This window comes from Microbacterium sp. No. 7, assembly GCF_001314225.1.
Lineage (GTDB): Bacteria > Actinomycetota > Actinomycetes > Actinomycetales > Microbacteriaceae > Microbacterium.
In genome coordinates this window covers 2691060-2715959 of the sequence record NZ_CP012697.1, presented here as the reverse complement: position 1 = coordinate 2715959, position 24900 = coordinate 2691060, and the positions used below count along the sequence as shown (strand labels likewise).

The 24900-nt window shown below is 72.8% G+C and carries 29 protein-coding genes; 13 read left to right on the top strand and 16 right to left on the bottom strand.

Annotated features, from left to right (window positions below; translation table 11 throughout):
* Positions 1-2: 2 nt before the first annotated feature.
* The 3 genes from AOA12_RS12610 to AOA12_RS12600 are packed head-to-tail and all read right to left on the bottom strand — an operon-like array spanning position 3 to position 1629.
* Positions 3-980 carry a quinone oxidoreductase family protein gene (locus AOA12_RS12610; protein ID WP_231637080.1) on the bottom strand — a complete coding sequence of 326 codons (978 nt, stop codon included), beginning with the start codon at positions 978-980 and terminating at the stop codon, positions 3-5.
* A complete protein-coding gene (locus AOA12_RS12605) occupies positions 977-1195 on the bottom strand; it encodes a helix-turn-helix transcriptional regulator (protein ID WP_054683240.1) in 219 nt (72 codons plus the stop codon). The genes AOA12_RS12610 and AOA12_RS12605 overlap by 4 nt, the downstream gene beginning before the upstream one ends.
* The gene (locus AOA12_RS12600) at positions 1195-1629 is read right to left on the bottom strand and encodes a hypothetical protein (RefSeq protein WP_054683237.1); all 435 of its coding nucleotides are present in this window, start codon (positions 1627-1629) and stop codon (positions 1195-1197) included. Before AOA12_RS12600 ends, AOA12_RS12605 begins: the two co-directional genes overlap by 1 nt.
* 118 nt (positions 1630-1747) lie before the next feature.
* Here AOA12_RS12600 and AOA12_RS12595 point away from each other — a divergent pair, with 118 nt between their 5' ends.
* The 7 genes from AOA12_RS12595 to AOA12_RS12565 all read left to right on the top strand — a co-directional run bounded on the left by AOA12_RS12595 (position 1748) and on the right by AOA12_RS12565 (position 9233).
* Positions 1748-2911 (top strand): MalY/PatB family protein, encoded by a 1164-nt coding sequence (locus AOA12_RS12595; RefSeq protein ID WP_054683234.1) that lies wholly within the window; start codon positions 1748-1750, stop codon positions 2909-2911.
* A gap of 22 nt (positions 2912-2933) precedes the next feature.
* Entirely contained in the window at positions 2934-3719 is a 786-nt protein-coding gene (locus tag AOA12_RS12590; RefSeq protein ID WP_054683232.1) for a helix-turn-helix domain-containing protein, read from the top strand.
* A gap of 156 nt (positions 3720-3875) precedes the next feature.
* Complete coding sequence (locus AOA12_RS12585; protein ID WP_054683230.1) at positions 3876-4928, top strand: iron-siderophore ABC transporter substrate-binding protein; 1053 nt, start codon at positions 3876-3878, stop codon at positions 4926-4928.
* 142 nt (positions 4929-5070) lie between these two features.
* On the top strand, positions 5071-6372 hold the full coding sequence (locus tag AOA12_RS12580; RefSeq protein WP_054678531.1) for an ISL3 family transposase: 1302 nt from the start codon (positions 5071-5073) through the stop codon (positions 6370-6372).
* 52 nt (positions 6373-6424) lie between these two features.
* Positions 6425-7402, top strand: coding sequence for a FecCD family ABC transporter permease (locus AOA12_RS12575; RefSeq protein WP_197280917.1), 978 nt, complete (start codon positions 6425-6427; stop codon positions 7400-7402).
* Positions 7399-8433, top strand: a complete 1035-nt coding sequence (locus AOA12_RS12570) for a FecCD family ABC transporter permease (RefSeq protein WP_054683226.1) — start codon at positions 7399-7401, stop codon at positions 8431-8433. Before AOA12_RS12575 ends, AOA12_RS12570 begins: the two co-directional genes overlap by 4 nt.
* Positions 8430-9233 carry an ABC transporter ATP-binding protein gene (locus AOA12_RS12565; RefSeq protein ID WP_054683224.1) on the top strand — a complete coding sequence of 268 codons (804 nt, stop codon included), beginning with the start codon at positions 8430-8432 and terminating at the stop codon, positions 9231-9233. Before AOA12_RS12570 ends, AOA12_RS12565 begins: the two co-directional genes overlap by 4 nt.
* 33 nt (positions 9234-9266) lie before the next feature.
* On the opposite strand, the gene AOA12_RS12560 is transcribed toward AOA12_RS12565, so the two are convergent.
* The 6 genes from AOA12_RS12560 to AOA12_RS12535 all read right to left on the bottom strand — a co-directional run bounded on the left by AOA12_RS12560 (position 9267) and on the right by AOA12_RS12535 (position 14852).
* Positions 9267-10073, bottom strand: a complete 807-nt coding sequence (locus tag AOA12_RS12560) for an enoyl-CoA hydratase/isomerase family protein (protein WP_054683222.1) — start codon at positions 10071-10073, stop codon at positions 9267-9269.
* A gap of 96 nt (positions 10074-10169) precedes the next feature.
* Complete coding sequence (locus AOA12_RS12555) at positions 10170-11201, bottom strand: iron-siderophore ABC transporter substrate-binding protein (protein WP_054683220.1); 1032 nt, start codon at positions 11199-11201, stop codon at positions 10170-10172.
* A 69-nt stretch (positions 11202-11270) separates the two neighbouring features.
* Positions 11271-12077, bottom strand: a complete 807-nt coding sequence (locus tag AOA12_RS12550; protein WP_054683218.1) for an ABC transporter ATP-binding protein — start codon at positions 12075-12077, stop codon at positions 11271-11273.
* 2 nt (positions 12078-12079) lie between these two features.
* Entirely contained in the window at positions 12080-13132 is a 1053-nt protein-coding gene (locus AOA12_RS12545; protein ID WP_054683216.1) for a FecCD family ABC transporter permease, read from the bottom strand.
* Complete coding sequence (locus tag AOA12_RS12540) at positions 13129-14172, bottom strand: iron chelate uptake ABC transporter family permease subunit (protein WP_054683214.1); 1044 nt, start codon at positions 14170-14172, stop codon at positions 13129-13131. The genes AOA12_RS12545 and AOA12_RS12540 overlap by 4 nt, the downstream gene beginning before the upstream one ends.
* A 47-nt stretch (positions 14173-14219) precedes the next feature.
* The gene (locus tag AOA12_RS12535; RefSeq protein WP_231637079.1) at positions 14220-14852 is read right to left on the bottom strand and encodes a TetR family transcriptional regulator; all 633 of its coding nucleotides are present in this window, start codon (positions 14850-14852) and stop codon (positions 14220-14222) included.
* Between the two features lie 52 nt (positions 14853-14904).
* On the opposite strand from AOA12_RS12535, the gene AOA12_RS12530 reads away from it, so the two are divergent.
* From AOA12_RS12530 to AOA12_RS12515, 4 genes are read left to right on the top strand one after another with little or no spacing between them, the layout of a single operon-like run.
* The gene (locus AOA12_RS12530; protein ID WP_054683212.1) at positions 14905-15498 is read left to right on the top strand and encodes a biotin transporter BioY; all 594 of its coding nucleotides are present in this window, start codon (positions 14905-14907) and stop codon (positions 15496-15498) included.
* On the top strand, positions 15482-16186 hold the full coding sequence (locus tag AOA12_RS12525) for an energy-coupling factor ABC transporter ATP-binding protein (protein WP_082406224.1): 705 nt from the start codon (positions 15482-15484) through the stop codon (positions 16184-16186). The genes AOA12_RS12530 and AOA12_RS12525 overlap by 17 nt, the downstream gene beginning before the upstream one ends.
* 19 nt (positions 16187-16205) lie before the next feature.
* Positions 16206-16799, top strand: coding sequence for an energy-coupling factor transporter transmembrane component T (locus AOA12_RS12520; protein ID WP_054683210.1), 594 nt, complete (start codon positions 16206-16208; stop codon positions 16797-16799).
* On the top strand, positions 16796-17221 hold the full coding sequence (locus tag AOA12_RS12515) for a CHY zinc finger protein (RefSeq protein WP_231637078.1): 426 nt from the start codon (positions 16796-16798) through the stop codon (positions 17219-17221). Before AOA12_RS12520 ends, AOA12_RS12515 begins: the two co-directional genes overlap by 4 nt.
* Before the next feature lie 503 nt (positions 17222-17724).
* Here the strand turns inward: AOA12_RS12515 and AOA12_RS12510 are convergent.
* Positions 17725-18030 carry a hypothetical protein gene (locus AOA12_RS12510; RefSeq protein ID WP_054683208.1) on the bottom strand — a complete coding sequence of 102 codons (306 nt, stop codon included), beginning with the start codon at positions 18028-18030 and terminating at the stop codon, positions 17725-17727.
* A 264-nt stretch (positions 18031-18294) separates the two neighbouring features.
* Here AOA12_RS12510 and AOA12_RS12505 point away from each other — a divergent pair, with 264 nt between their 5' ends.
* Complete coding sequence (locus tag AOA12_RS12505) at positions 18295-19893, top strand: ABC-F family ATP-binding cassette domain-containing protein (RefSeq protein WP_054683206.1); 1599 nt, start codon at positions 18295-18297, stop codon at positions 19891-19893.
* A gap of 96 nt (positions 19894-19989) precedes the next feature.
* On the opposite strand, the gene AOA12_RS12500 is transcribed toward AOA12_RS12505, so the two are convergent.
* The 4 genes from AOA12_RS12500 to AOA12_RS12485 are packed head-to-tail and all read right to left on the bottom strand — an operon-like array spanning position 19990 to position 22088.
* Positions 19990-20835 carry an SURF1 family cytochrome oxidase biogenesis protein gene (locus AOA12_RS12500; RefSeq protein ID WP_054683204.1) on the bottom strand — a complete coding sequence of 282 codons (846 nt, stop codon included), beginning with the start codon at positions 20833-20835 and terminating at the stop codon, positions 19990-19992.
* Positions 20832-21035 (bottom strand): hypothetical protein, encoded by a 204-nt coding sequence (locus AOA12_RS12495; RefSeq protein WP_054683201.1) that lies wholly within the window; start codon positions 21033-21035, stop codon positions 20832-20834. Before AOA12_RS12495 ends, AOA12_RS12500 begins: the two co-directional genes overlap by 4 nt.
* Positions 21032-21385 (bottom strand): DUF3099 domain-containing protein, encoded by a 354-nt coding sequence (locus AOA12_RS12490; protein WP_054683199.1) that lies wholly within the window; start codon positions 21383-21385, stop codon positions 21032-21034. Before AOA12_RS12490 ends, AOA12_RS12495 begins: the two co-directional genes overlap by 4 nt.
* 13 nt (positions 21386-21398) lie before the next feature.
* Complete coding sequence (locus AOA12_RS12485; protein WP_054683197.1) at positions 21399-22088, bottom strand: DUF4190 domain-containing protein; 690 nt, start codon at positions 22086-22088, stop codon at positions 21399-21401.
* Positions 22089-22203: 115 nt separating this feature from the next.
* Here AOA12_RS12485 and fabG point away from each other — a divergent pair, with 115 nt between their 5' ends.
* Positions 22204-22914, top strand: coding sequence for a 3-oxoacyl-ACP reductase FabG (gene fabG, locus AOA12_RS12480; RefSeq protein ID WP_054683195.1), 711 nt, complete (start codon positions 22204-22206; stop codon positions 22912-22914).
* A gap of 37 nt (positions 22915-22951) precedes the next feature.
* Here fabG and serB read toward each other — a convergent pair whose 3' ends face one another.
* Both serB and glgC read right to left on the bottom strand, forming a co-directional pair.
* Positions 22952-23587, bottom strand: a complete 636-nt coding sequence (gene serB / locus AOA12_RS12475) for a phosphoserine phosphatase SerB (RefSeq protein WP_054683193.1) — start codon at positions 23585-23587, stop codon at positions 22952-22954.
* 51 nt (positions 23588-23638) lie between these two features.
* The gene (gene glgC / locus AOA12_RS12470; RefSeq protein ID WP_054683191.1) at positions 23639-24883 is read right to left on the bottom strand and encodes a glucose-1-phosphate adenylyltransferase; all 1245 of its coding nucleotides are present in this window, start codon (positions 24881-24883) and stop codon (positions 23639-23641) included.
* Positions 24884-24900: the final 17 nt, after the last annotated feature.

Genomic DNA, 24900 nt, shown 5'->3' with positions numbered 1-24900 from the left:
GCTCAGGGCTCCACGAGGACCTTGCCGACCGCTCCGCCCTCGTCGAGGCGCGCGAGGGCGGCGCGTGCGTCGGCGAGCGGGTGGACGCGGTCGATCACCGGGACCAGGTCTCCGGATGCCGCGAGGGCGAGCAGCTCCGCCGTGATCGGCGTGCGGGCGACGGCGGCGAGCACGCGCGCGCGCCGGCGGGCGCCGACCGACAGGATCGCGCCGTGCAGCATGCGTCCCAGCGGCCCGATGATGCGGCCGCCGTCGCCGCCGACGTCCACGACGCACCCGCCGTCGCGCACGAGCCGCAGCAGTGAGCGCAGCGGCGTCGCGCCGCCGAGCACGATGACGGCGTCGTATCCGCCGGCGGGCAGGCCCGCCAGGTCGAGGTCGCGCGGGTCGACGCGGGCCGCGCCGAGCGCGGCGACGGCATCCGCCGCCCTGGCGCTGCACAGCGCGTGCACCTCGGCGCCGCGCAGCACCGCGAGGCGCACGACGAACGTGCCCACGCCGCCCCCGGCGCCGAGGACGAGCAGCCGTGCGCCGGCGGTGACCCGCGCGAGGTCGAGGGCCTGCCAGGCCGTGCCGCCCGCGAGGGGGAGCGCCGCCGCGGTGCGGTCGTCGACGGCGTCGGGGACGGGCACGAGCCGGCTCGCGGGGGCGGCGAGGAAGGTCGCGAGGCCTCCGCCGGAGACCTCGCCCGCGACGCGGTCTCCCACGGCGAGGCCGGTCACGCCGTCGCCGAGGGCGACGACGGTGCCGGCGACGTCGCGGCCGGGAACGGGGGTGCGCGGCCGGCGCAGCCCGAAGGCGAGGCGCAGGATCAGGGGCTCGCCGCGCAGGATGCGCACGTCGGCGGAGTTCAGCGCGGCGGCGCCGACGCGCACGAGCACCTCGCCGCGGCGGGGGCGGGGCGTCTCGGCGTCGACGCGGCGGACGATGTCGGGTCCGCCGTAGGCGTCCTGACGCCAGGCGGTCATGGTGGTGGTCACGGTTCCTCCGGGTAGTGGAAGGCGTCTTCGATGCGGACGCCGAAGACGCGGCAGAGCTGGAAGGCGAGCTCGAGCGTGGGGGAGTACTTGCCCTGCTCGATCGCGATGAGGGTCTGGCGGGTGACGCCGACGCGGCGTGCGAGCTCGGCCTGGGTGAGGCCCGCGCCTTCGCGCAGCTCGCGCATCGAGTTGGTGACGCGTGTCGGGCGCGCCATCACGGCATCCCTCCCCGGTAGACGATGACGCGGGCGACGCCGCCGACGATCGACGACAGCGCGAGGCCGGCATAGACGGTGTTGGCGATCCAGAACCACTCCGCGCTCACGGCGCACAGCGCGATCGTGCCGACCATCGCGAGCACGAGGAAGGCCTGGCCGACGCGGTCGCCGAGCCGGGCGATGTCGCGATCGCGCACGTCCTCGACGTGGCGCTCCTCGGGATCGCGGGCGCCCGCGACGATGCCCCACACGATGCCGAGCACGATGGAGACGACGATCGCGCCGCCGACGGTCCAGACCATCGGCCACAGCCAGTCGATCTCGCCGGCCGGCCGCGAGCCGAGCTGGGGCGCCACGATCGCGACGTAGACCGCGATGCCGGCGATGCCCGCGATCAGGCCCGACCAGGTGTTCCGCTCTCCGTAGCCCATGATCCCTCCTCCATGTCTAAGATTCTTTACATCCACGGTAGGGTCGTCGCGAGGGAATGTCAAGAATTCTTTACTCGATGCCGATCGCCCGTCGAGCGGTCGGCGGTAGGCTCGGAGCGTGAGCCCCACTCCTCTCGACGCGCTGCCCCTTGAGACCCTGCGCCGGCGCAGCAGCACCAAGTGGCGCACGTACCCCGACGACGTGCTGCCCCTGTTCGTCGCCGAGACCGACTTCCCGCTCGCCGAGCCGATCACGCGCGTGCTCACCGAGGCCGTCGCGATCGGCGACACGGGCTACACGCCGCCGCGTCCCGGCGTCGCGGAGGCGTTCGCGGGGTTCGCGCGGCGCCGGCTCGACTGGGAGGTCGACCCGCGCCGGGTGCGCTGGACCGGCGACGTCATGATGGGCGTCGTCGAGGTGCTGCGCGCGACGATCGCGCCGGGCGACCGCGTGATCATGACGCCGCCCGTGTACCCGCCGTTCGGCCCGAGCATCGAGGAGGCCGGCGGCGTGGTCGAGTCGGTCCCGCTGATCGACACCGGCGCCGGCTGGGAGCTCGACCTGCCGGGCATCGAGGCGGCCCTCGCCGACGGCGCCCGCGCCGTGCTGCTCTGCAACCCGCACAACCCGACCGGGACGGTGCACACCCGCGAGAGCCTCGCGGGCCTCGCGGCCGCGGCCGCGCGCCACGGCGCCGTCGTCGTGAGCGACGAGATCCATGCGCCGCTCGTGCATCCGGGCGTGACGTACACGCCGTTCCTCGCGGCGTCCGACGACGCGGCGCGGGTCGGCTACGCCGTGACCAGCGCGTCGAAGGCCTACAACCTCGCGGGCCTCAAGTGCGCCGTCATCGCGACGGCCGACGAGGAGACGACGCGCGTCGTGCGCGGCCTGCCGTGGGAGGTCGAGTGGCGCACCGGCCTGTTCGGCGCCCTCTCGAACGTCGCCGCGTTCTCGGAGGAGTCCGACGCGTGGCTCGACGCGCTGCTCGCGGCGCTCGACCGCAACCGCCGGCTGCTCGCCGACCTGCTCGCCGAGCACCTTCCGCTCGCCCGGTACCGCATCCCGGATGCCGGCTATCTCGGCTGGATCGACGTCTCCGCCTACGGCTGGGGCGACGACCCCGCGCCGCGCATCCGGCGCGAGGCGCGCGTCGCGCTGCACCACGGCCCCGAGTTCGGGCCGCAGGGCATCGGGCACGTGCGGGTGAACTTCGGCTGCGCCCCCGAGGTGCTGACCGAGGCCATCGCGCGGGTGGGGGCGCTCGCCCGCGCCCGGTGACGACGGTCGCGGAGCGCCGGGGATGACGCGGACGCGGGGCGAGCCCGATCGCCGGGAGCTGCCGGCCTACGGGGCCGGGTCCGTCGAGGTGCCCTGGGTCATCGGCGTCTTCGACGAGGTCGTCGACCGGCCGACCGAGTGGAGCGGGCACTCGCATCCGACCCACGAGCTGCTCTGGAACGAGCGCGGCGCCTCGAGCGCGACCGTCGGGCGCCGGACGTGGACGATCACGCCGCGGCTCGGCCTGTGGATGCCGGCCGGCACGCTGCACTCCGCGCGCGCCGCGGCCGGCACGTGGTACCGCGCGACGCACTTCAGCACGCCCGTCGTGCGGGCGATCGCCGACGTGCCCGTCGTGGTGGAGATCACGCCGCTGCTCCGGCTGCTGCTGCGCCGGCTCGAGGAGCCGGGGCTGCGCGCCGACTCCCGCCGCATCACGGAGGTGATGGTCGTCGACGTGCTCGCTCCGTCGCCCCGGCAGATCAGCGTCGTCGTGCCCGGCTCCGAGCTGCTGCGCCCCCTCGTCACGGCGATCCGCGCGAACCCCGGCGACCGGCGCTCGCTGGCCGACTGGGCGGCGGAGCTCGGCGTGAGCGCCCGCACGATCACGCGCGCGTTCCGCGCCGAGACGGGGACGGGATTCACCGGCTGGGTGTCGGCGGTGCGCGCGGAGAGCGCCGTCGCGCTGCTCGCGGCGGGGGAGGAGATCGAGGACGTCGCCGCCGAGGTCGGCTACTCCTCGGTCAGCGCCTTCGGCGCCGCGCTGCGGAAGGCGACCGGGCTCACGCCGGGCGCCTTCCGCCGCTGAGTCCGAATCGCTACAGAGCGCGTCTCCTGCGCGCGATTGCGTCGCGTCACCCTGCGTATCTACGCTATTGGTAAGCCTCACCTAATCACTGCGTCCGTGCGAAGGACCCCGCGGAGCGCGTCCGTGCAGAGGCTCCCCCTGAAGACCGGAGAAGAAATGCGCACACGCCTTGTGGCTGCCGTGGCAGCCGCGTTCGTCCTCGCCGCCGGGCTCGCCGGGTGCGGCTCGCAGCCGGCATCCGACGCCCCCGCGGGCACCACGGGCTCGTCTCCGTCCGCCGCGGCGGACGGCGCGCCGATCGTCGTCGAGCACGCCTTCGGCACGACCGAGATCCCCGCCAAGCCCGAGCGCGTCGCGACGGTGAACTGGGCGAACCACGAGGTGCCGCTCTCCCTCGGCGTCGTGCCGGTCGGCATGGCCGCGGCCAACTTCGCCGACGAGGACGGCGACGGCCTGCTGCCCTGGGTCAAGGAGAAGCTCGACGAGCTCGGCGCCGAGACGCCCGTGCTGTTCGACGAGAGCGACGGCATCGACTTCGAGGCCGTGGCCGACACCGACCCCGACGTCATCCTCGCCGCCTACTCGGGCCTCACGCAGGAGGACTACGACACGCTCAGCGCGATCGCTCCGACCGTCGCGTTCCCCGAGAGCCCGTGGACGACCTCGTGGCGCGACATGGTCCGCCTCAACTCCGCGGGCATGGGCATGGCGGAGGAGGGCGACGCCCTCATCGCCGAGCTCGAGGGCCTCATCGAGGACGCCGCGGCGGCGAACCCCGTGCTGGCCGAGAGCTCGGTCATGTTCCTCACGCACGTCGACGTGAGCGACCTCAGCGTCGTGAAGTTCTACACGCCGGCCGACACGCGCGTGCAGTTCTTCTCCGACCTCGGGATGCCGATGCCGGAGAGCATCGCCGCGTACGAGCCCGACCCGGCGAACCCGTTCGCGGGATCGATCAGCGCCGAGAACGCCGACACCTTCGACGACGTCGACGTGATCGTGACCTACGGCGACCAGGCGATGATCGACAGCCTCAAGGCCGACCCGCTGCTGGGCCTCATGCCCGCCATCGCCAACGACGCCGTCGTGCTCCTCGACGGCGCGAGCGCCAACGCGACCGCGGCCAACCCCACGCCGCTGCAGCTGCCGTACCTGCTCGACTGGTACGTCGGCCAGCTCGCGGCCGCCGCCGAGAAGGCGCAGGGCTGAACGAGGTCGAGGCCGCCGCGCCGTCCGTTTCGGGGCTCTTCGCAGTTGAGGGTGTAGTCGAGGTTCGCGGGTCGATTGCCGGATAGGCGTCGAGGTCTTCCAGGATGGAAGTTCCTACACTGCCCATCCGAAAGACCTCGACGTGCTCCAAACTACCTTCGCCGCGCCCTGCCTGACCACGTTCTGCCGTCTCGACGAGCTCGGCCTCGAGGCTGTAGGTCAACATCTCGAGGCGGATCGGGCGGTGATCGAGTGCCGCGTCGTCGAGAACGATCCCTGGTGCCGGAAGTGCGGCGCGGAAGGCGTCCCGAGAGACACCGTGGTGCGTCGGCTCGCGCATGAGCCGTTCGGGCACCGGCCCACGACACTGCTGGTCCGGGTGCGCCGCTACCGGTGCGCGCACTGCGGGAAGACGTGGCGGCAGGACACCACGAAGGCCGCCGCGCCGCGGGCGAAGATCTCGCGTGGCGGGCTCGGGTGGGCGCTGACGGCGATCGTGGTCGACCATCTCACGGTGACCCGCGCCGCGGCCGGTCTGGGGGTGTCCTGGCATACCGCGAACAGTGCGATTCTCGCCGAGGGTCGGCGTCGTCTGATCGACGCTCCCGGCCGGTTCGACGGGGTCACGACCCTGGGCGTCGATGAGCATGTCTGGCGTCACACCCGGTACGGCGACAAGTACGTGACCGTGATCATCGACCTCACGCCCGCCCGCGAGAAGACAGGCCCGGCCCAGCTGCTGGACATGGTCGAGGGCCGTTCGAAGGCCGTGTTCAAGCAGTGGCTCGCGGCACGGCCCAAGGAGTGGTCCAAGCGGATCGAGGTGGTCGCGATGGACGGGTTCAGCGGCTTCAAGACGGCCGCCGCCGAAGAGCTGCCCGACGCGGTCCCGGTGATGGATCCGTTCCATGTGGTCCGTCTCGCCGGCGATGCGCTCGATGTGTGTCGCCGCCGCGTTCAGCAGGATCTACACGGACACCGCGGGATGAAGGGCGACCCGCTCTATCAGGCGCGCCGCACCCTGCACACCGGCGACAAGCTACTCACCGACCGGCAACGCGCTCGGCTGGAGGCGCTGTTCGCGACCGAGGAGCACGTCGAGGTCGAAGCGACCTGGGGCATCTACCAGCGCATGATCGCCGCGTATCGCGAACCCGACAAGAAGAATGGCAAGCAGATGATGCAGACCCTGATCGACGCGGTCAGCACCGGGGTTCCTGCCGCGCTCGTCGAGATCCGCAAGCTCGGCCGCACCCTCAAGCAGCGCGCCGCCGACGTGCTCGCGTTCTTCGATCGGCCCGGCACCTCGAACGGCCCAACGGAGGCGATCAACGGACGACTTGAACACCTCCGCGGCTCCGCGCTCGGCTTCCGGAACCTCACGAACTACATCGCAAGAAGCCTGCTCGAAGCCGGAGGATTCAGACCCCAACTACACCCCTAATTCCGAAGAGCCCGTTTCGGGCGCCGTCGTGCGCCGCCCGAGGCGGACGCGCGTGCTGTGGCTCGTCGTCGTCGCGGCGGTCGTCGCCCTCGTCGCCGTGGCGTCGATCGCGGTGGGCGCGCGCGAGGTCGCGTGGAGCGAGATCGTCTCCGCCCTCGGCGGCGCGAGCGGATCGTTCGACGAGGCGGCGATCGCCAAGCGGATCCCGCGCACCGCGCTCGCGCTGCTCGTGGGCGCGGCGCTCGGCCTCTCGGGCGCCGTGATGCAGGGCGTGACGCGCAACCCGCTCGCCGATCCCGGCATCCTCGGCGTCAACACGGGCGCGGCGCTCGCGGTCGCGATCGGCGTCGCCTGGTTCGGCCTGTGGACCTACACGGGCTACATCTGGACGGCGATCGCGGGCGCCGCGGTCACGGCCGTCTTCGTCTACGCGGTCGGCTCCCTGGGGCGTGGCGGCGCGACGCCGCTCAAGCTCGCGCTCGCCGGCGCGGCGACCTCCGCGGCCCTCGCATCCTTCATCACCGCGGTCGTCCTGGGCCGCAACGACATCGCGAGCGTGCTGCGCTCGTGGCAGATCGGCGGCGTCGGCGGCGGCTCCTTCGACGCGATCGGTCAGGTGCTGCCGTTCCTCGTGGCCGGCACCCTCGTCAGCCTGCTCTCCGCCCGTGCGCTCAACTCGCTCGCCCTCGGCGACGAGCTGGCGGCCGGGCTCGGCGAGAACGTCGTGCTCGCGCGCACGGGCGCCGCGCTGGGCGCCGTGATCCTGTGCGGCGCCGCGACGGCCGTCGCGGGCCCGATCGGCTTCGTCGGACTCGTCGTGCCGCACGTGTGCCGCCTGCTCGTCGGCCCCGACCATCGCTGGCTGCTGCCGTTCTCGGCGCTCGGCGGGGCGGCGCTGCTCACCGTCTCCGACGTCGTGGGCCGCGTCGTGGCACGTCCCAGCGAGATCGACGTCGGCATCGTCACCGCCTTCGTCGGCGCGCCGTTCTTCGTCTGGCTGGTCCGCCGGCAGAAGGTGCGCGAGCTGTGAGCGACGCCACGATCGCGGCCGTGTCGCGCGCCCGCGTGCACCGCGGGCGGCGTCGGCGCACGGTCATCGCCCTGCTCGTCGCGGTCGTCGTGCTCGCCTTCGCGGCATCCCTGATGATCGGGCACACGTTCTACCCGCCGGGCGACGTCGTGCGCGTCATCCTCGGCGAGGACGTCGCCGGCGCATCGTTCACCGTCGGCCGGCTGCGGTTGCCGCGCGCGATCGTCGCGGTGGTCGTGGGGCTCTGCTTCGGTCTCGGCGGCGTGACGTTCCAGACGATGCTGCGCAATCCGCTTGCGAGCCCCGACATCATCGGCATCACCGCGGGCGCCGGCGCGGCGGCCGCGTTCGCCATCATCGTGCTGCGCCTCTCCGACGGGCAGGTGTCGGTCTTCGCGATCGCCGCGGGCCTCGGCGTCGCGCTGCTCGTCTACGTGCTCTCGTTCCGCCGGGGCGTGCTCGGCACGCGGCTCATCCTCGTCGGCATCGGCATCGCCGCGATGCTCGACGCGTTCACGGCGTACGTGCTCTCCCGCGCCGGGGAGTGGGACCTGCAGCAGGCCATGCGCTGGCTCTCCGGAAGCCTGAACGGGGCGACGTGGGCGGATGCCGTCATCGTCGTCGTCGCGCTGGCCGTGCTCGGGCCCGTGCTGCTCTCGCGGACGCGCCACCTCGGCATGCTGCAGCTCGGCGACGACGCCGCGGCCGCGCTGGGCGTGCGCGTCGAGCCCACCCGCGTGCTGCTCATCGTCGCGGCCGTCGGCCTCATCGCCTTCGGCACCGCGGCGGCGGGACCGATCGCGTTCGTCGCGTTCCTCTCCGGCCCCATCGCCGCCCGCGTGGTCGGGCCGCACGGCTCGCTGCTCGTGCCGTCGGCGCTCGTCGGCGCGACGCTCGTGATCGTCGGCGACCTGCTGGGGCAGTGGGCGTTCGGCACGCGCTTCCCCGTGGGCGTCGTCACGGGCGTGCTCGGCGCGCCCTACCTCGTCTATCTCATCGTCCGCACCAATCGCGCGGGAGGATCGCTGTGACCGCCGAACACCTGCTCGCCGCCGAGGCCCTGTCGGTCGGCTACGCCGAGCGCACCGTCATCCGCGACCTCGATCTCGTCGTGCCGCCGGGGCGCATCACCGCGATCGTCGGCGCGAACGCGTGCGGCAAGTCGACGCTGCTGCGCGCGATGTCGCGGCTGCTCGCGCCGCGCGAGGGCCGCGTCGTGCTCGACGGCGCCCTCGTGCACCGGATGCCGGCGAAGCGGCTCGCGCGGGTGCTCGGCCTGCTGCCGCAGTCGCCCATCGCCCCGGACGGGATCACGGTCTCCGACCTCGTCGGCCGCGGCCGGCATCCGCACCAGGGCGTCTTCTCGCGCTGGTCGCGGGAGGACGACGAGGCCGTCGCCGCGGCGCTCGAGGCGACCGACACGGTGGCGCTCGCCGACCGGTCGGTGGACGAGCTGTCGGGCGGCCAGCGGCAGCGGGTGTGGATCGCGATGGCGCTCGCCCAGCGCACCGACCTGCTGCTGCTCGACGAGCCCACGACCTTCCTCGACGTCAGCCATCAGGTCGACGTGCTCGACCTGCTCACCGACCTCAACCGCACGCGGGGCACGACGATCGTCATGGTCCTGCACGACCTCAACCTCGCGGCGCGGTACGCGGATCACCTCGTCGCGATCGCCGACGGCGGCGTGCACGCGGCAGGGGCGCCCGCCGACGTGCTGACCGAGCAGACCGTGCGCGCCGTGTTCGGGCTGGAGAGCCGCGTGATCGTCGACCCGGTCTCGGGCAAGCCGCTCATGCTCCCGATCGGGCGGCACCACCGGGTCGAGTGACGGGCGGGGTGACAGGCGGCCCGGCGGGCGGGCTCAGCGCCCCTCGAAGCGGGGCTCGCGGCGCTCCCGGAAGGCGGCGATCCCCTCGGCGGGGTCGGGGCCCTGCATGATCTCGACGACGGACTCGCGCTCCAGCCGCAGCCCCTCGTCGAGGCCGAGCGTCTGCGACGCCCGCGACAGCCGCTTCATGGCGGCCAGGCCGGGGCGGCTGCGCGTCGCGAGCGTCGCGCAGTACGCCATCGCCTCGTCGTGCAGCGCGTCGGGCGCCGTCACGTAGGTGACGAGGCCCCACGCGTGCGCCGTCGGCGCGTCGATCCAGCGGCCCGTGAACTGGAGGTCGAGGCTGCGCGTGAGCCCGATGCGCTGCGTGAGCCGCTGCGTCGCGCCCCACGCGGCGACGAGGCCGTACTGCGCGTGCTGGTCGCCGAAGCGCGCGTCGCTCGCCGCGAAGACGACGTCGGCCGCGAGGGCGATCTCCAGCCCGCCCGCGAGGGCGAGGCCGTGGCACGCCGCGACGACGGGCAGGGGCGAGTCCTCGAGGCGGCGGAGCGTGGCGCCGACGAAGCGGAGGAAGTCGTCGAGGGCCGCGGGGCTGCCCGACAGCTCGCGCGCCTCGTCGAGGTCGCCGCCCGTGCAGAAGTGCCTGCCCTGCGCGCGGACGAGGATCGCCCGGACGGGCGCGTCGTCGCCCTCGAACTCGTCGACGGCGGCCGCGATCGCCGCGAAGGCGCCGCGCGTCATGGCGTTGAACTTCTCGGGACGGGAGAGCTCGATGACGCCGACGGCGCCGATCCGCTGCACGGTCACGGGGCGGAGGGCGGGCTCGTGCTCGTCGGTCATGCCGGGGAGTCTATCGCCGTGCGCCGGAGCGGGCGGGGCGGGAGGCGGACGGCTGCCGGGCGCGACAGTGGTGATGCGCCCGGCAGCCGGCGGGGACTACTTCGCGGCGACCTCGGCGAGCTTCGCCGCCAGGCCGTCGACCACGAGCGGGATCGAGAGCGGGCTCGCGGCGCTGAAGGCCTCCGTGAGCTCGTCGCCCTGCTCGAGGAACACCGTGCGGCCGTCCTTGACGACGTTCAGCGAGGAGATGAGCGGGTCGGCGAGCAGGTCGTCGAGCGTGTAGCCGATCGGGAAGAACACGGCCACGTCGGCGTCGAGCGCCGTGATCTGCTCGGCCGACAGCGGCACGAAGAAGCCGCTCGTCGGCAGGTCGAGCACGGCGGGGTTCTGCTCGAAGCCGAACGACTCCAGCAGATCCCAGCGGAAGTCGCCCGCGATGTACGCGCCGTACTGGTCGCCGAACTTCGTGCCCGTCACCGCGGTCTTGCCCGCGAACTCGGGGTGCGCGGCGGTCGCGGCGAGGATCTGCGCCTCGATCTTCGCGACGATGGCCTCGCCCTCCGACACCTTGCCCAGCGCCTGGGCGACCTGCAGCGTCTGCGCGTCCCACGACGTGCCGAAGGCGGCCGTGCCCGCGGGCGCGTACACGGTCGGGGCGATCGTCGACAGGCGGGTGAACTGCTCCTCGTCGCCCGCCGACCGGGTGTTGAGGATGAGGTCGGGCTCGAGCGCGGCGATCGTCTCGTAGTCGAGGGCGTCGCCGACGTTCTCGATGATGGTCGGCGTCTCGTCGCCGAACTCCGACGCGGCCCACGGGCCGACGCCGTTGTCGTCGGCGCCGAAGCCCTGCCAGTCGTACACGGCGACGGGCGTGACGCCCAGCGCGAGCGCGACCTCGGCGTCGGACCAGCCGAGCGCGACGACGGTGAGCTCGCCGTCGGCGGGCTCCGGGATCTCGACGGGGCCGAAGAGCGTGTCGTCGACCGTCGCGAGCAGGGCGTCGCCGGCGGCGGACGACGAGTCGGGCGATTCGGTGCCCGGGGTCTCCTCGGGGGTGCTCGACGTGCAGCCGGCGAGGGCGAGGGCCGCGATGGCGGCCGTGGCGAGGGCCAGACGAGGATGTCTCATGGGGGTCTCTGCTTTCCTTGGTGCGTGTTTCCTGATGCGTGGCATGCGTGCGGAGGGGAGGGCTGGAGGTCAGGACGACGGCGGCGCGTGCGGCACGACGAGGGGGCCGCCGGTCTCGGGGTCGGGCACGATGCGTGCGCGCACCCCGAAGACGTCGTGCACGAGGTCGGAGGTGACGATGTCGGCGGGCGCTCCCTGCGCGACGATGCGGCCCTCCTTCATCGCGACCAGGTGGGTCGCGTAGCGCGCCGACTGGTTGAGGTCGTGCAGCACGGCGACGAGCGTGCGCTTCTCGCGGTGCAGGCTCGTGCAGAGGTCGAGCACGTCGATCTGGTGCGAGATGTCGAGGTACGTCGTCGGCTCGTCGAGCAGCAGCAGGGGCGTCTCCTGTGCGAGCGCCATCGCGATCCAGACGCGCTGGCGCTGGCCGCCCGACAGCTCGTCGACGACGCGGGTGCTGTGCTCCGTGAGGTGCGTGCGCTCCAGCGCCTCGCGCACCGCGTCCTCGTCCTGCGTGCTCCAGCGGCGCAGCAGGCCCTGGTGGGGGTGACGGCCGCGCGTGACGAGGTCGATCACGGTGATGCCCTCGGGCGCGATCGACGTCTGCGGCAGCAGCCCGATCTCGCGCGCGAGGTCCTTCGTGCGGGCGCGCGAGATGTCGGCGCCGTCGAGCAGCACCGCGCCGGCGGCAGGCGGGATGAGCCGGGCGAGCGAGCGCAGCAGCGTCGACTTGCCGCATCCGTTCGGCCCGATGATGACCGTGAACGAGCCGTCGGGCACGTCGAGGTCGAGGTCGGAGATGATGCGCCGCTCGCCGTACCCCGTGGAGAGGGCGCGGGCCTGCAGTCGCGATGCGGCGGTGGTGTTCTCGGCCACGGTCAGCGTGCCTTCCTTCCGAACGAGGCGAGCAGCCACACGAGGTAGGCGCCGCCGAAGCACAGGGTGACCACGCCCACCGGCAGCTGCGCCGGGGCGATGATCGTGCGCGCGACGAGGTCGCTCGCCGTCAGCAGCAGGGCGCCGAACGCGGCCGCCGGGACGATGCGCACCCCGGGCGTCGCGCCGACCCGCATGGCGAGCTGGGGAGCGGCGAGGGCGACGAAGGCGATCGGGCCGGCGGAGGCCGTGACGAGCGCGACGAGGGCGATGCCCAGCAGCAGCAGCCACATGCGCACGGGCTCGGCGCGCACGCCCAGGCCGCGCCCCGCGTCGTCGCCCAGCTCGAGCATGCGCATGTCGGCCTGCAGCACGAGCACGATCGGGAGCGCGATCGCGAGCCCGACGACGACCGGCACGGTGTGGACCCAGCCGATCTCGTTGAGCGATCCCGCCCCCCAGCTGGCGGCGGAGAGGGCCTGCTCGAGGCGCATGGTCGTGAGCACCCACGTGTTGAAGGCGCCGAGGAACAGGCTGACGCCGATGCCGACGACGATGATGCGCATGCCCGTGACGCCGCGCCGGTAGGCGAGCAGGTACACGGCGACGCCCGTGAGGATGCCGCCCGCGAGCGCCCCGATCGACGTGCCCAGCGCGCTGCCGGTCGCGAACAGCGCGACGAGCAGGGCGCCCGTGTAGGCGCCGGTCGAGAACCCGATGATGTCGGGGCTGCCGAGGGGGTTGCGGGTGACGGACTGGAACACGGCGCCGCCGATCGCGAGCGCCGCGCCGCCGACGATCGCGAAGACGACACGCGGCAGGCGCCACTCGACGATGATGCGGGTCGTCGCCTCGCTCGCCTCGCCGCGCAGCGCCGCGACGACGTCGGCGAGCCCCAGGCCGGCGCTGCCGACCGTGAGCGACCACGCGCCGATCGCGAGGGTGAGGACGAGCACGACGACCGTGACGACGAGGGCGCGCACCTCGATGCGCAGGCTCCGCCCCGCGATGCGCACGGGACGGATGCCGCGGGGCCAGGTGAGGGTGCCGGTCATAGCCCGCGGGCCCCCTTGCGTCGGGTCAGCGCGATGAGCACGGGCGCGCCGAGGAAGGCCGTGACGACGCCGGCGGGCAGCTCTCCCGGAGCGACGAGCCGGCCGACGATGTCGGCCGCGAGCAGGAGGATGGGGGCGGCGACGAGGCTCAGCGGCACGATCCAGCGCTGATCCGGGCCGACGATGCTGCGCAGCGCGTGCGGGATCATGAGGCCGACGAACGCGATGGGGCCGGCGGCCGCCGTGGCGGCGCCGCACAGGAGCGTGACGGCGACGACGCCGGCGAGCTTGGTGGTCGCGGGCCGCGAGCCGAGGGCGACGGCCACGTCGTCGCCGAGGGAGAGGGCGTTGAGGGCGCGGGGGAGCGCGAGCGCGATGACGACGCCGACGACGATGAACGGCAGCACCGCCCACAGCGTGTCGAACTGACGGTTCTGCAGCGACCCCGCGCTCCAGAACCGGATGCGGTCGAACACGTCGGGGCGGGTGAGGGTCACGGCGAAGCTGACGCCGGTGAGCACCGCGCCCAGCGCGGTACCGGTGAGCACGAGCTTGGTGGGCGTGCCGCCGGCGGGCCCGCTCGTGCCGATGCCGTAGACGACGAGCGCCGCGACGAGGGCTCCCACGAGGGCGACGCCCACGTGACCGGTCGTGAGGCTCGGGCCGAGCACGGCGGCCGCGAAGACGACGGCCGTGTAGGCGCCCGCGTTGACACCGAGGATGCCGGGGTCGGCGAGCGGGTTGCGCGTCACCGCCTGCATGATCGCGCCCGACAGGCCGAGCGCGATGCCGACGGTGATCGCGAGCAGGGTGCGGGGGATGCGGAACTCGCGCACGATGAGCGCGGTCGAGGAGCCGTCGTCGGCGCGGAGCGCCTCCCAGACCGCCGCGACGGAGATGCCGCCCGAACCGACGAAGAGGCTGAGCGTCGCGAGGACGGCGAGCAGCGCGATCCCGATGCCGGTGACCACGACGGAGCGCGCGATGCCGGTGCGTGTCGGCGCTGGCGGTGCCGCGGACGCGGCGGGGGCGAGGGTCACGGGTCTCCAGGTGTGCGAGAGCGGGGCTGGAGAAAGTTTAGGTGAGCCTAAGCTCGGTATCCATCATTCGTCGTGCGTTGTTGCCGAATCGATTCCTTCCCGGCGCCCGTCAGACCGCGCAGGATCGCCCGCACGCCGGCGTCGAACTGCGCCGCGAGCTCGCGCGCCTCGCTCGCGACGTCGGCCGTCACGACGCCGAGCCGGGCCGCCTGCAGGCGCTGCTGCACGATCGTGGCGTGGCCCAGGGTGAAGTGCAGCAGCGTCGTCGCGCCCGTCTGCGCCGGGCCCTCCCGCGGGTCGTCGCCGTCGCGCCGCAAGGCGTCGCGGAGCCGCCGGTGCGCGTCGCCCGCGCCGAGGGCGAGGGCCTGCGTGCCGATGACGATGTCCGCGCCGTCGCGGTGGCGCAGGAGGGCGTCGCGCAGCCCGTGCGCGACGGCGTGCACGCCGGCATCCGCCGGGATGGCGCGCAGCCCGTCGTCGACGATGCGGTCGGCGACCGCGGCGAGCAGGGCCTGCTTGCTGTCGAAGTGCCAGTAGAGGGCCGACGGCTGGATGCCGAGGGCGCCGGCGATCCGCCGCATGGAGAGCTCGCCCAGGCCGCCCTCGTCGAGCAGGGCGAGGGCCGTGTCGACGACGCTCGCGCGATCGTGCCGCTGCGGGCGTGGTTCGCGGTCTGTCACGGCCTCACTATACTGAACGACGTTCAGGTGAACAGTGTTCAGGAGGAAGCTCATGGCCCAGGCAGGGACGTTCGACGGGCGCGACATCGCGCGCATCGCGGTGTTCGCCGCGATCATCGTGGCACTCGGGCTGGTCGGCCCCATCCCCGTGCCGGGGCTCGTGCCGATCACGGCGCAGACGCTCGGCGTCATGCTCGCGGGGGCCGTGCTCGGCTGGCGGAACGGCGCGCTCGCCGTGCTCGTCGTGATCGTGCTCGTGGCGGTCGGGCTGCCGGTGCTCTCGGGCGGCCGCGGCGGGATCGGCGTGTTCGTGGGCCCCAGTGCCGGGTACCTGTTCGGATGGCTGGCCGGCGCCGCGCTCACGGGACTGATCGCGCACTCCGGCGGACGCCCGCTGAGGTGGTGGCGCGTCGCGCTCGGCTGCGTCGTGGGCGGCATCCTCGCGATCTACGCCTTCGGCATCCCCGTGCAGTCGCTCGTGACGGGCCTGCCGATCGGCGACGCGGCCATCGCGAGCCTCGCCTTCCTGCCCGGCGACGCGATCAAGGCGGCGCTCGCGACCGTGCTGACCCTCGCGCTGCAGCGCGCATACCCGCCCGCCTTCAGCGGCGTGCGGGCGGCGGGGAGCAGTGTCCGCGCCCGCTGACCCGACGCGCGGCATCGAGCTGCGCGCCGTGGCGGTCGAGATCGACGGCCGCGGCATCCTCGACGACGTCTCGGCGACGCTGACACAGCGGACGGTCGCGGTGATCGGCGCCAACGGATCCGGCAAGTCGACGTTCGCGCGGCTGCTCAACGGGCTCGTCCGCGCGAGCGCCGGCGAGGTGCGCGTGCACGGGCTCGACGTCGCACGGGAGACGCGGCGCGTGCGCGAGCGGGTGGGGTTCGTGTTCACGAACCCCGACGCGCAGATCCTCATGCCGACCGTCGCGGAGGACGTCGCGCTGTCGCTGAAGGGACGCGGCCGGGGACGCGAGGAGGCCGCCGCGCGGGTCGCGGCCGTGCTCGACCGGTTCGGCCTGTCGGCGCTCGCCGACCGGCCCGCCTACAGTCTCTCGGGCGGGCAGAAGCAGCTGCTCGCGCTCGCGTCGGTGCTCGTGACCGAGCCCGCCGTCGTCGTGGCCGACGAGCCGACGACCCTGCTCGACCTCGGCAACGCGCGCCTGATCGGCGACGTGCTCACGAGCGGCATCGCCGTGCAGACCGTCATCGTGACGCACGACCTGGAGCTCGCCGAGCGGTGCGACGCGGCCCTGCGGTTCGCCGACGGCCGGCTGGTCGACGCCGGCGAGCCGGCCGAGGTGACCGGCCGCTACCGGGCCGCGTTCGCGTGAGCGCGAGAGGACGGTTGCCATGATCTCGCTGTACCGGCCCGGCCGCAGCCCGCTGCACCGCGCGCCCGCCGGCCTGAAGCTGCTGGCGCTCACCGCCGTCGCGCTCGCGATGTCGTTCATCCCCGGCACGATCTGGACGTCGGCGGTCTGGCTCGGCGTGGTCGTCGTCGCCTACGCGCTCGGCGGCTTCGGGCTGCCGACGCTCGCACGCCAGCTGTGGGCGACGCGCTGGATCGTCGTGCTCATGGTCGTGACGCAGCTGATCTTCCTCACGCCCGACGCGGCGGTCGCGAACACGACGCGCGTCGTCGCCGTGGTCATGCTCGCCGGCGTGCTGACGCTCACCACGCGCACCGAGGACCTCATCGACGTGCTGCAGCGCCTGCTCTCGCCGCTGCGCCGGTTCGGGGTCGACCCGTGGCGCGTCGGCTTCACGCTCTCGCTCACGCTGACGCTCGTGCCCGTGATCGCCGACTTCGGCCGCCGCGTGCGCGAGGCCGAGCGGGCCCGGGGCGTGCGCCTCGGCGTGCGGGCGATCGTGCCGCTGCTGGTCATGTCGCTGCGGCACGCCGACGACGTCTCCGACGCGATGACCGCCCGGGGGATCGCGTGAGCGGCGCGGCGGAGCCCGCGGGCGGTGCAGAGGAGCCCGTGGGCGGCGCGGAGGATCGTGGGGGCGGTGCGGCGGATCGTGTGGGCGGTGCGGAGCCCGTGCGGGTCGGGGACGTCGTCGTGCACGGCGTCGGCGTCGACGCGCAGACGCGCTGCGCCCACTACGCGGGTCCGAACGACGTGCTCGCGCTCCTGTTCCGCTGCTGCGATCGGTGGTATCCGTGCCACGCGTGCCATGCCGCCGTCGCGACGCACGACGCCGCCCGCTGGCCGGTCGCCGACGGCGACGCGCACGCGCTGCTGTGCGGCCGGTGTGGGCGGACCTCGACCATCGACGAGTACCTGGGCTCGTACGCGTGCGCCCGCTGCGGCGGCGCGTTCAACGAGCGCTGCGCCCTGCACCACGATCTGTACTTCGAGTGACCGCCGCGCGCCCGGTAACCCCGACGGCGCCCCTCATCCCCCCCCCGCGAGGGTGCCACCTATCCTTGCGGGGGTGCCACCTGTTCTCGCGGGGGTGCTACTTGTCTCCGCGAGGGTGCTCCTTGTTCTCGCCGGGGTGCCCGGTACTTTCTCGGGCGCAACTGGCACCCTCGCGGGGACAAGTGGCACCGTCGCGGAGACAACTGGCACCCTCGCGGAGACAAGTGGCACCGTCGGGTGGTGAGAGAGCGGAGGGCATGATCGTCGTGTCGGGAGCGAGCCCTCGCGGCTGTCGTGCTGCGGATCGCGACGACACTCAGACCGCCGCCGCCGGTCGCTCTGCCCGCCCCCACGGAGCGGCCGCCCTGCCGAGATGGTGGGTTTCTCGCCGAGCAGGTGCCCACCGTCTCGGCGAGAAACCCACCGTCTCGGCGAGAAGCCCACCGTGTCGGCGAGAAACCCACCGTCTCGCTGGGATGTGACCGCGACGTGCGCAGAAGGCGTCAGAGCGCGGGGAGGCGCCACTTGCGGCGCACCTCGGCCGTGAGGTCGACGTCGAAGCGCTCGGCGAGCAGAAGCACCTGGCCGTAGACGTCGGCGAGTTCCGCGCGGAAGCGTGCCGTGCGCTCCGTGGCGGTGTCACCCTTGTCGCGCGCTTGACCGGACAGGGCCAGAAATGCCTGCGTGAACTCACCGACCTCTTCATTGAGTTTGAGCACGAGCCATTCATCAGTGCGCTGGATGCCGTTGCTCGCGGCGTACGCGCTCGAAGCGCCCTCGATGAGGCGTTGCAGGGGGACGCTGTTCATGGATGCCACGATCGTGCACACCGGTGGCGATGCGGTGGACGGAAGATGGCCGCCGTGTGCGCCGCGCCGACACCGCCGGCGCTCCGGCGCCCGGCCGGCCCGTTCGCAACTCAGGAAGAACGCCCGGCTCGACCCGCGGCGGCCGGTCCGGCCGCGGTTCTTCCTGAATTGTGGACGGCAGTCGGCGGCGCCGCGCGCCGGGCCTATACTGGGAGGCTGGCCATTCGGCCGCCACCCCCTGCCACCGAAGAACGGACGTCTGCTGTGCTCGCCGTGCACGACCTCGAGATCCGCGTGGGCGCGCGCACCCTCATGTCGGAGGTGTCGTTCCGCGTCTCCGACGGCGACAAGATCGGCCTGGTCGGGCGCAACGGCGCGGGCAAGACGACCCTCACCAAGGTGCTCGCGGGCGACCTGCTGCCCGCCGAGGGGCGCGTCGACCGCTCCGGCGAGCTCGGCTACCTGCCGCAGGACCCGCGCTCGGGCGACCCCGAGATGCTCGCGCGCACGCGCATCCTCGACGCCCGTGGACTGGGCACCCTCGCGATCGGCATGCGTGAGGCGTCGGAGCTCATGGCATCCGACGACGCCGCGGCTGCTGCGAAGGCGATGCGCCGCTACGCGAACCTCACCGAGCGGTTCGAGGCGCTGGGCGGATACGCCGCCGAGGCCGAGGCGGCCTCCATCGCGCACAACCTCTCGCTGCCCGACCGCATCCTCGATCAGCCGCTCAAGACGCTCTCCGGCGGTCAGCGCCGCCGCATCGAGCTCGCCCGCATCCTGTTCTCGGATGCCGGCACGATGATCCTCGACGAGCCCACGAACCACCTGGACGCCGACAGCGTCGTGTGGCTGCGAGAGTTCCTGAAGGGCTACAAGGGCGGCCTCATCGTCATCAGCCACGACGTCGAGCTCGTCGGAGAGACCGTCAACCGCGTCTTCTACCTCGACGCGATGCGCCAGGTCATCGACATCTACAACATGAACTGGAAGAACTACCTGCGTCAGCGGGTGGCCGATGAGGAGCGCCGCAAGAAGGAGCGCGCCAACATCGAGAAGAAGGCCACGGCGCTGCAGCTCCAGGCCGCACGGTTCGGCGCGAAGGCGAGCAAGGCCGCCGCGGCGCACCAGATGGTCGCCCGCGCCGAGAAGATGCTCTCCGGCCTCGAAGAGGTGCGGCAGGAGGACCGCGTCGCCAAGCTGCGCTTCCCCAAGCCCGCGCCGTGCGGCAAGACGCCGCTCATGGCGAAGAACCTGTCGAAGTCGTACGGCTCTCTGGAGATCTTCACCGACGTCGACCTCGCGATCGACCGCGGCTCGAAGGTCGTCGTGCTCGGCCTCAACGGCGCCGGAAAGACGACGCTGCTGCGCATCCTCGCGGGCGTCGACGCGCCCGACACGGGGGGCATCGAGCCGGGCCACGGACTGAAGATCGGCTACTACGCGCAGGAGCACGAGAACCTCGACGTGAGCCGCTCGGTGCTCGACAACATGATGTCGGCCGCCCCCGACATCACGCAAGTCGAGGCGCGCAAGGTGCTGGGCTCGTTCCTGTTCACGGGCGACGACGTGCTCAAGCCCGCCGGGGTGCTCTCAGGCGGCGAGAAGACGCGCCTGTCGCTGGCGACGCTCGTCGTCTCGTCGGCCAACGTGCTGCTGCTCGACGAGCCCACGAACAACCTCGACCCCGCGAGCCGCGAGGAGATCCTCGGCGCGCTCGCGCACTACGAGGGCGCCGTCGTGCTCGTCTCGCACGACGAGGGCGCCGTGCAGGCGCTGAACCCCGAGCGCGTGCTCATCCTGCCCGACGGCGTCGAGGACATCTGGGGCCGTGACTACGTCGACCTGATCACTTTGGCGTGACGCGGTCCGGCGTAACGCCGTCCGCGGTTCAACCGCGGCAATGTGCGGGAGAAGACCCGTGGAACCCGCAGGATGCCGCGGTCGAACCGGCGTTGGTCATCGGGCGTCGACGAGGGCGTCTTCTTCTTCGGCGTCGCGATCGCGACGGCGCTTCGGGCGGGGCGGAGGCGCCGGAGCGCCTGAGGCGCGGGCCGCCGCGTCCTCGGCGTCCTCGCGGCGGTGCTTGAGCTCGGTGCGGATCATGTACCAGATGAACGCGAAGCCCATGATCGCGAAGAGGATCCACTGGATCGCGTACGACAGGTGCGGACCCGGGTCCTCCGACGGCGACGGGAGCTCGGAGGGGCGCGCCGAGGGGGCAGGCGTCTCGCTCACCATGATGCCGTAGACGCCGTCGACGACCCTCTCGCCCGGGAGCGTCTCGGCGATGATGTCCGTCGTGACGGTCGGCACCTGGCCGGGGGGAGCGGTGCGTCCCGAGCGCGGCGCGGGCTCGTCGGGCATGAGCCGCGCGACGACGGTCACGGGTCCCTCCGGCGCGGCCGGCACGCTGTCGGGCTCGGGCTGGTCGGCGCCCGGCGGCACCCAGCCGCGGTTCACGATGAAGACGCGCCCGTCGTCGGTGCGGAACGGCACGAGCACCTCGAAGGCGCTCGTCCCGCCGCGCGGCCGGTTGCGCGCGAGCAGCTGGTGCTCGGTGAGGTACTCGCCCGTGACGACGACGGGATGCCACTGGTCGGCGCCGTCGAACACGCCGCCCGCGGGGATCAGCCGGTCGAGCGGCACCGGCTCGGCGTCGTAGTTCGCGGCGATGAGCTCGAGCTGCGCGTCGCGCTCCGCGCCGCGCTCGAACTGCCAGTGCGACAGGAAGCCGCACGCGATCGCGAAGACGATCGCGAAGGCGACGTAGCCGCTCCAGCGCAGCACGGTCTGCCGGTTCATCGCGCGGCCTCGCCGTCGAACGCGACGACCTCGACGGGGAAGCCGCGGGTCGCCAGGTAGTCGCGCAGATAGCCCACGTGCTCCTCGCACGCGGCCCAGATCTTGCGGCGGTCGGCCGCGTGGATGCGGGGGTTGCGCCACACCACCTGCCAGACGGCCTCCGCCCGGCATCCCGCACGCGAGCAGACGCGGTCGGTCACGATGCGCTCGGCGGACGCTTCTCGTGCACCTGGATGACCGTCGGCCCGGTGTCGGCCGGCACCGCCGCCGTCGGTGCCGGGGCGGCGAGCTGCCGCTCGGGCGGCACCGCGGCCGTCTCGCGCACGTTCTTGCCGACGTTCGCGATCACGACCGCGAGATAGGGCAGCACGATCGCCCCGATGGCGAAGAGGAACGTATACCAGCCGTAGGGCGTGACCGCCACCATCAGCACGAAGCACGACGCGCGCACCGTCATCATGATGAAGTACTTCGTCATGCGCGACTGCGCCTCGTCGCGCGGAGCGCGCGGCAGCGAGGTCGCCGACTGCGGTGCGGGCGTGTTTCTCATGGACGGACGCCGATCAGAACGACGACGAGGCGGCGATGCCGATCCACAGGAAGATGAGGAAGACGAACACGAGGCCGTAGATGCCGATGCCCACCCAGCCGGTGATGACGCCCGTCAGGGCCAGGCCGCGGCCGCCCTCGTTCGTGCGCTTGAGCTGGTTCAGCGACATGTGGCCCGTGATGACGCCCACGATCGACCCGATGAAGGGCAGGATCGTGAGGCCCGCGATGCCGCCGATGAGGGCGATGATCGCGAGCGTGTTCGTCGCGACGGGCGCCGCATAGGCGCCGTACGGCGTGCCGGACCCCGGATAGGAGGGCTGCGCGTACGAGGCGGCGGGCGCGGCATAGGGTCCCGTCGGCTGCGCGGGCGCGGCCGGATAGCCGGGGGCGGCGGCCTCCGCGGCCGGCGTGTACGCCGGGGGCGCCGGTGCCTCGGCGGCGGGCTCCGCGGCGGCGTAGCTCGGCGGCGTGTAGGCCGGGGGCGGGGTGTAGGCGGGCGGAGGCGTGTACGCCGCGGCCGGCGTGTAGGCCGGCGGGGGCGTGTACGCGGGCGGAGGCGTGTAGCCGGAGGCCTGCGGCGCGGCGGTCTCGTCGCCGGCGACGCCCGGGTCCGGCGTCACCTCGTCGGCGGGCTCGGGAAGAGCCTGCTCACCCTGTGCGGGGAGATCGTTCGTGCTGTCGGGGGACGTGGGATCGCTCATGACATCTCCTGGGTTCGCGACGCGTCTAAGCCTACCCCCGGCTGCTTCGCGTGGAGGTCTCGGTACGCCGAGGCTACGCTGAGAGGCGATTCGTCCACGTCTCCCGGGAGCCTGCATGTCCTCTGATCGCGTCGTCCTTGTCACCGGCGGAAACCGCGGCATCGGCCGCGCCATCGCCGAGCGATTCGTGCGTGAGGGCTACCGCGTGGCCGTCACGGCGCGCAGCGGCGAGGGCCCCGAGGGCACTCTCACGGTGCGCGCCGACGTGACGGATGCCGCGTCGATCGACGCCGCCTTCGCCGAGGTCGAGCGCGAGCTCGGACCCGTCGAGGTCGTGGTGGCCAACGCGGGCATCACGAAGGACACCCTGCTGCTGCGCATGACCGAGGACGACTTCGACTCGGTCGTCGCCACGAACCTCGGCGGCACGTTCCGCGTCGTCAAGCGCGCCGCCAAGGGGCTGCTGCGCGCCAAGTGGGGACGCGTCATCCTCATCTCCAGCGTCGTGGGCCTGTACGGCTCGGCCGGCCAGATCAACTACTCGTCGTCGAAGAGCGCGCTCGTGGGCTTCGCGCGGTCGCTCACGCGCGAGCTCGGCGGCCGCGGCATCACGGCGAACGTCGTGGCGCCGGGGTTCATCGAGACCGACATGACCGCGGCCCTGCCCGACGAGACGCAGGCCGAGTACAAGCGCAACATCCCGGCGGGCCGGTTCGCGAGCGCCGACGAGGTCGCCGGCGTCGTGACGTGGCTCGCCTCCGACGACGCGGCCTACATCTCGGGCGCCGTCATCCCCGTCGACGGCGGCCTCGGCATGGGGCACTGAGCCCGCGGGCGCATACGGCGGCCCGCGGGAGCATCCGTCAGGGCAGCAGCGGGACGACCTCGCGCAGGTCGACGTCGGCGATCACCAGGTCGGCCTGCGCGCGCACGGCGGGCTTCGCGTTGAATGCGATGCCGAGCCCCGCGGCATCCATCATGCGCAGGTCGTTGGCGCCGTCGCCGATCGCGTAGGTGCGCGAGAGCGGAACGCCGGCGGCGGCCGCCCACTCGCGGAGCGCGGCGGCCTTGCCCTCGGCGTCCACGATCTCGCCGTCGACGCGTCCCGTGAGCACGCCCTCCGAGACCTCCAGCCGGTTCGCGCGCCACAGGTCGACCCCGAGCGCGGGGGCGACGGTGTCGAGGATCTCGTGGAACCCGCCCGACACGACCGCCGCGACGCCGCCGCGCGCATGGATCTCGGCGATCAGCTCGCGCACGCCGGGCGTCGGCTCGATGCGCGCGAGCACGCGGGCGAAGGCCTCGACGGGAACCCCGCGCAGCGCCTCGACGCGCGAGCGCAGGCTCGTCGCGAAGTCGACCTCGCCGCGCATCGCCGCCTCGGTCGCCGCGGCGACCTCGGCACCGCGGCCGGCCTCGTCGGCGATCAGCTCGATGACCTCGTTGCGGATGAGAGTGGAGTCGGCGTCGAAGACGACGAGAAGACGAGCGTCGGGCACCCCACCACCGTACCGGGTGGCGGAACGCCCGACGCTCTCGTGCCCGTCGCGTCAGCCCGTGACGCGGATGCCCTTGCCGACGACCGTGATGCCGCTGTCGGTGACCGTGAAGCCCCGCGCGAGGTCGCGCTCGCGGTCGACGCCGACGGTCGCGCCCGCGTCGAGCACGACGTTCTTGTCGAGGATCGCGTGGTGCACCCGGGCACCGGGGCCGATGGTGACGCCGTCGAACAGCACGGAGTCGGTGATCGTGGAGCCGCCGCCCGACAGGCTCCACGGGCCGACGACGCTGCGCTCGAGGTGCGTGCCCGAGAGCACCGACCCGAGCGAGACGATCGAGTCGATCGCGTTGCCCATGCGTCCCACGCCGTCGCGCACGAACTTCGCGGGCGGCGAGTTGATCGCCTGCGAGTGGATCGGCCAGTCGGTGTTGTAGAGGTTGAACACGGGCAGCGTGGAGATGAGGTCCATGTGCGCGTCGAAGAACGAGTCGATCGTTCCCACGTCGCGCCAGTAGTCGCGATCGCGATCCGTCGAGCCGGGCACGTCGTTCGCCTTGAAGTCGTAGACCGCGGCATCCCCCTTGCTCACGAAGTAGGGGATGATGTCGCCGCCCATGTCGTGGTTCGAGCCGGGCAGGTCGCCGTCCTCGACGACGGCGTCGATGAGGGCCTGCGCGTCGAAGATGTAGTTGCCCATCGAGGCGAGCACCTCGTCGGGGCTGTCGGGCAGGCCCACCGGGCTCTGCGGCTTCTCCAGGAACTCGCGGATGCGCGTCGGGTCGGTGGGATCGATGTCGATCACGCCGAACTGGTTCGCGAGCGAGATCGGCTGGCGGATGCCGGCCACCGTCGCCTTCGCGCCCGACTCGATGTGCGCGTCGAGCATCTGCCGGAAGTCCATGCGGTACACGTGGTCGGCGCCGATCACGATCACGATGTCGGGCTTCTCATCGTTGATGAGGTTGAGGCTCTGCAGGATCGCGTCGGCGGAGCCGGCGAACCAGCGCTTGCCCAGGCGCTGCTGCGCCGGCACCGAGGCGACGTAGGAGTTCAGGAGCGCCGACATGCGCCAGGTCTGCGAGATGTGCCGGTCCAGGCTGTGCGACTTGTACTGCGTCAGCACCACGATCTGGCGCAACCCCGAGTTGATGAGATTGGAGATCGCGAAGTCGATCAATCGGTACTGCCCGCCGAACGGGACGGCAGGCTTGGCACGGTCGACAGTAAGGGGCATGAGTCGCTTTCCCTCACCGCCGGCGAGGACGATTCCGAGGACCTTCGGCGCTGTAGGCATGGCTTCAGACTATGCCG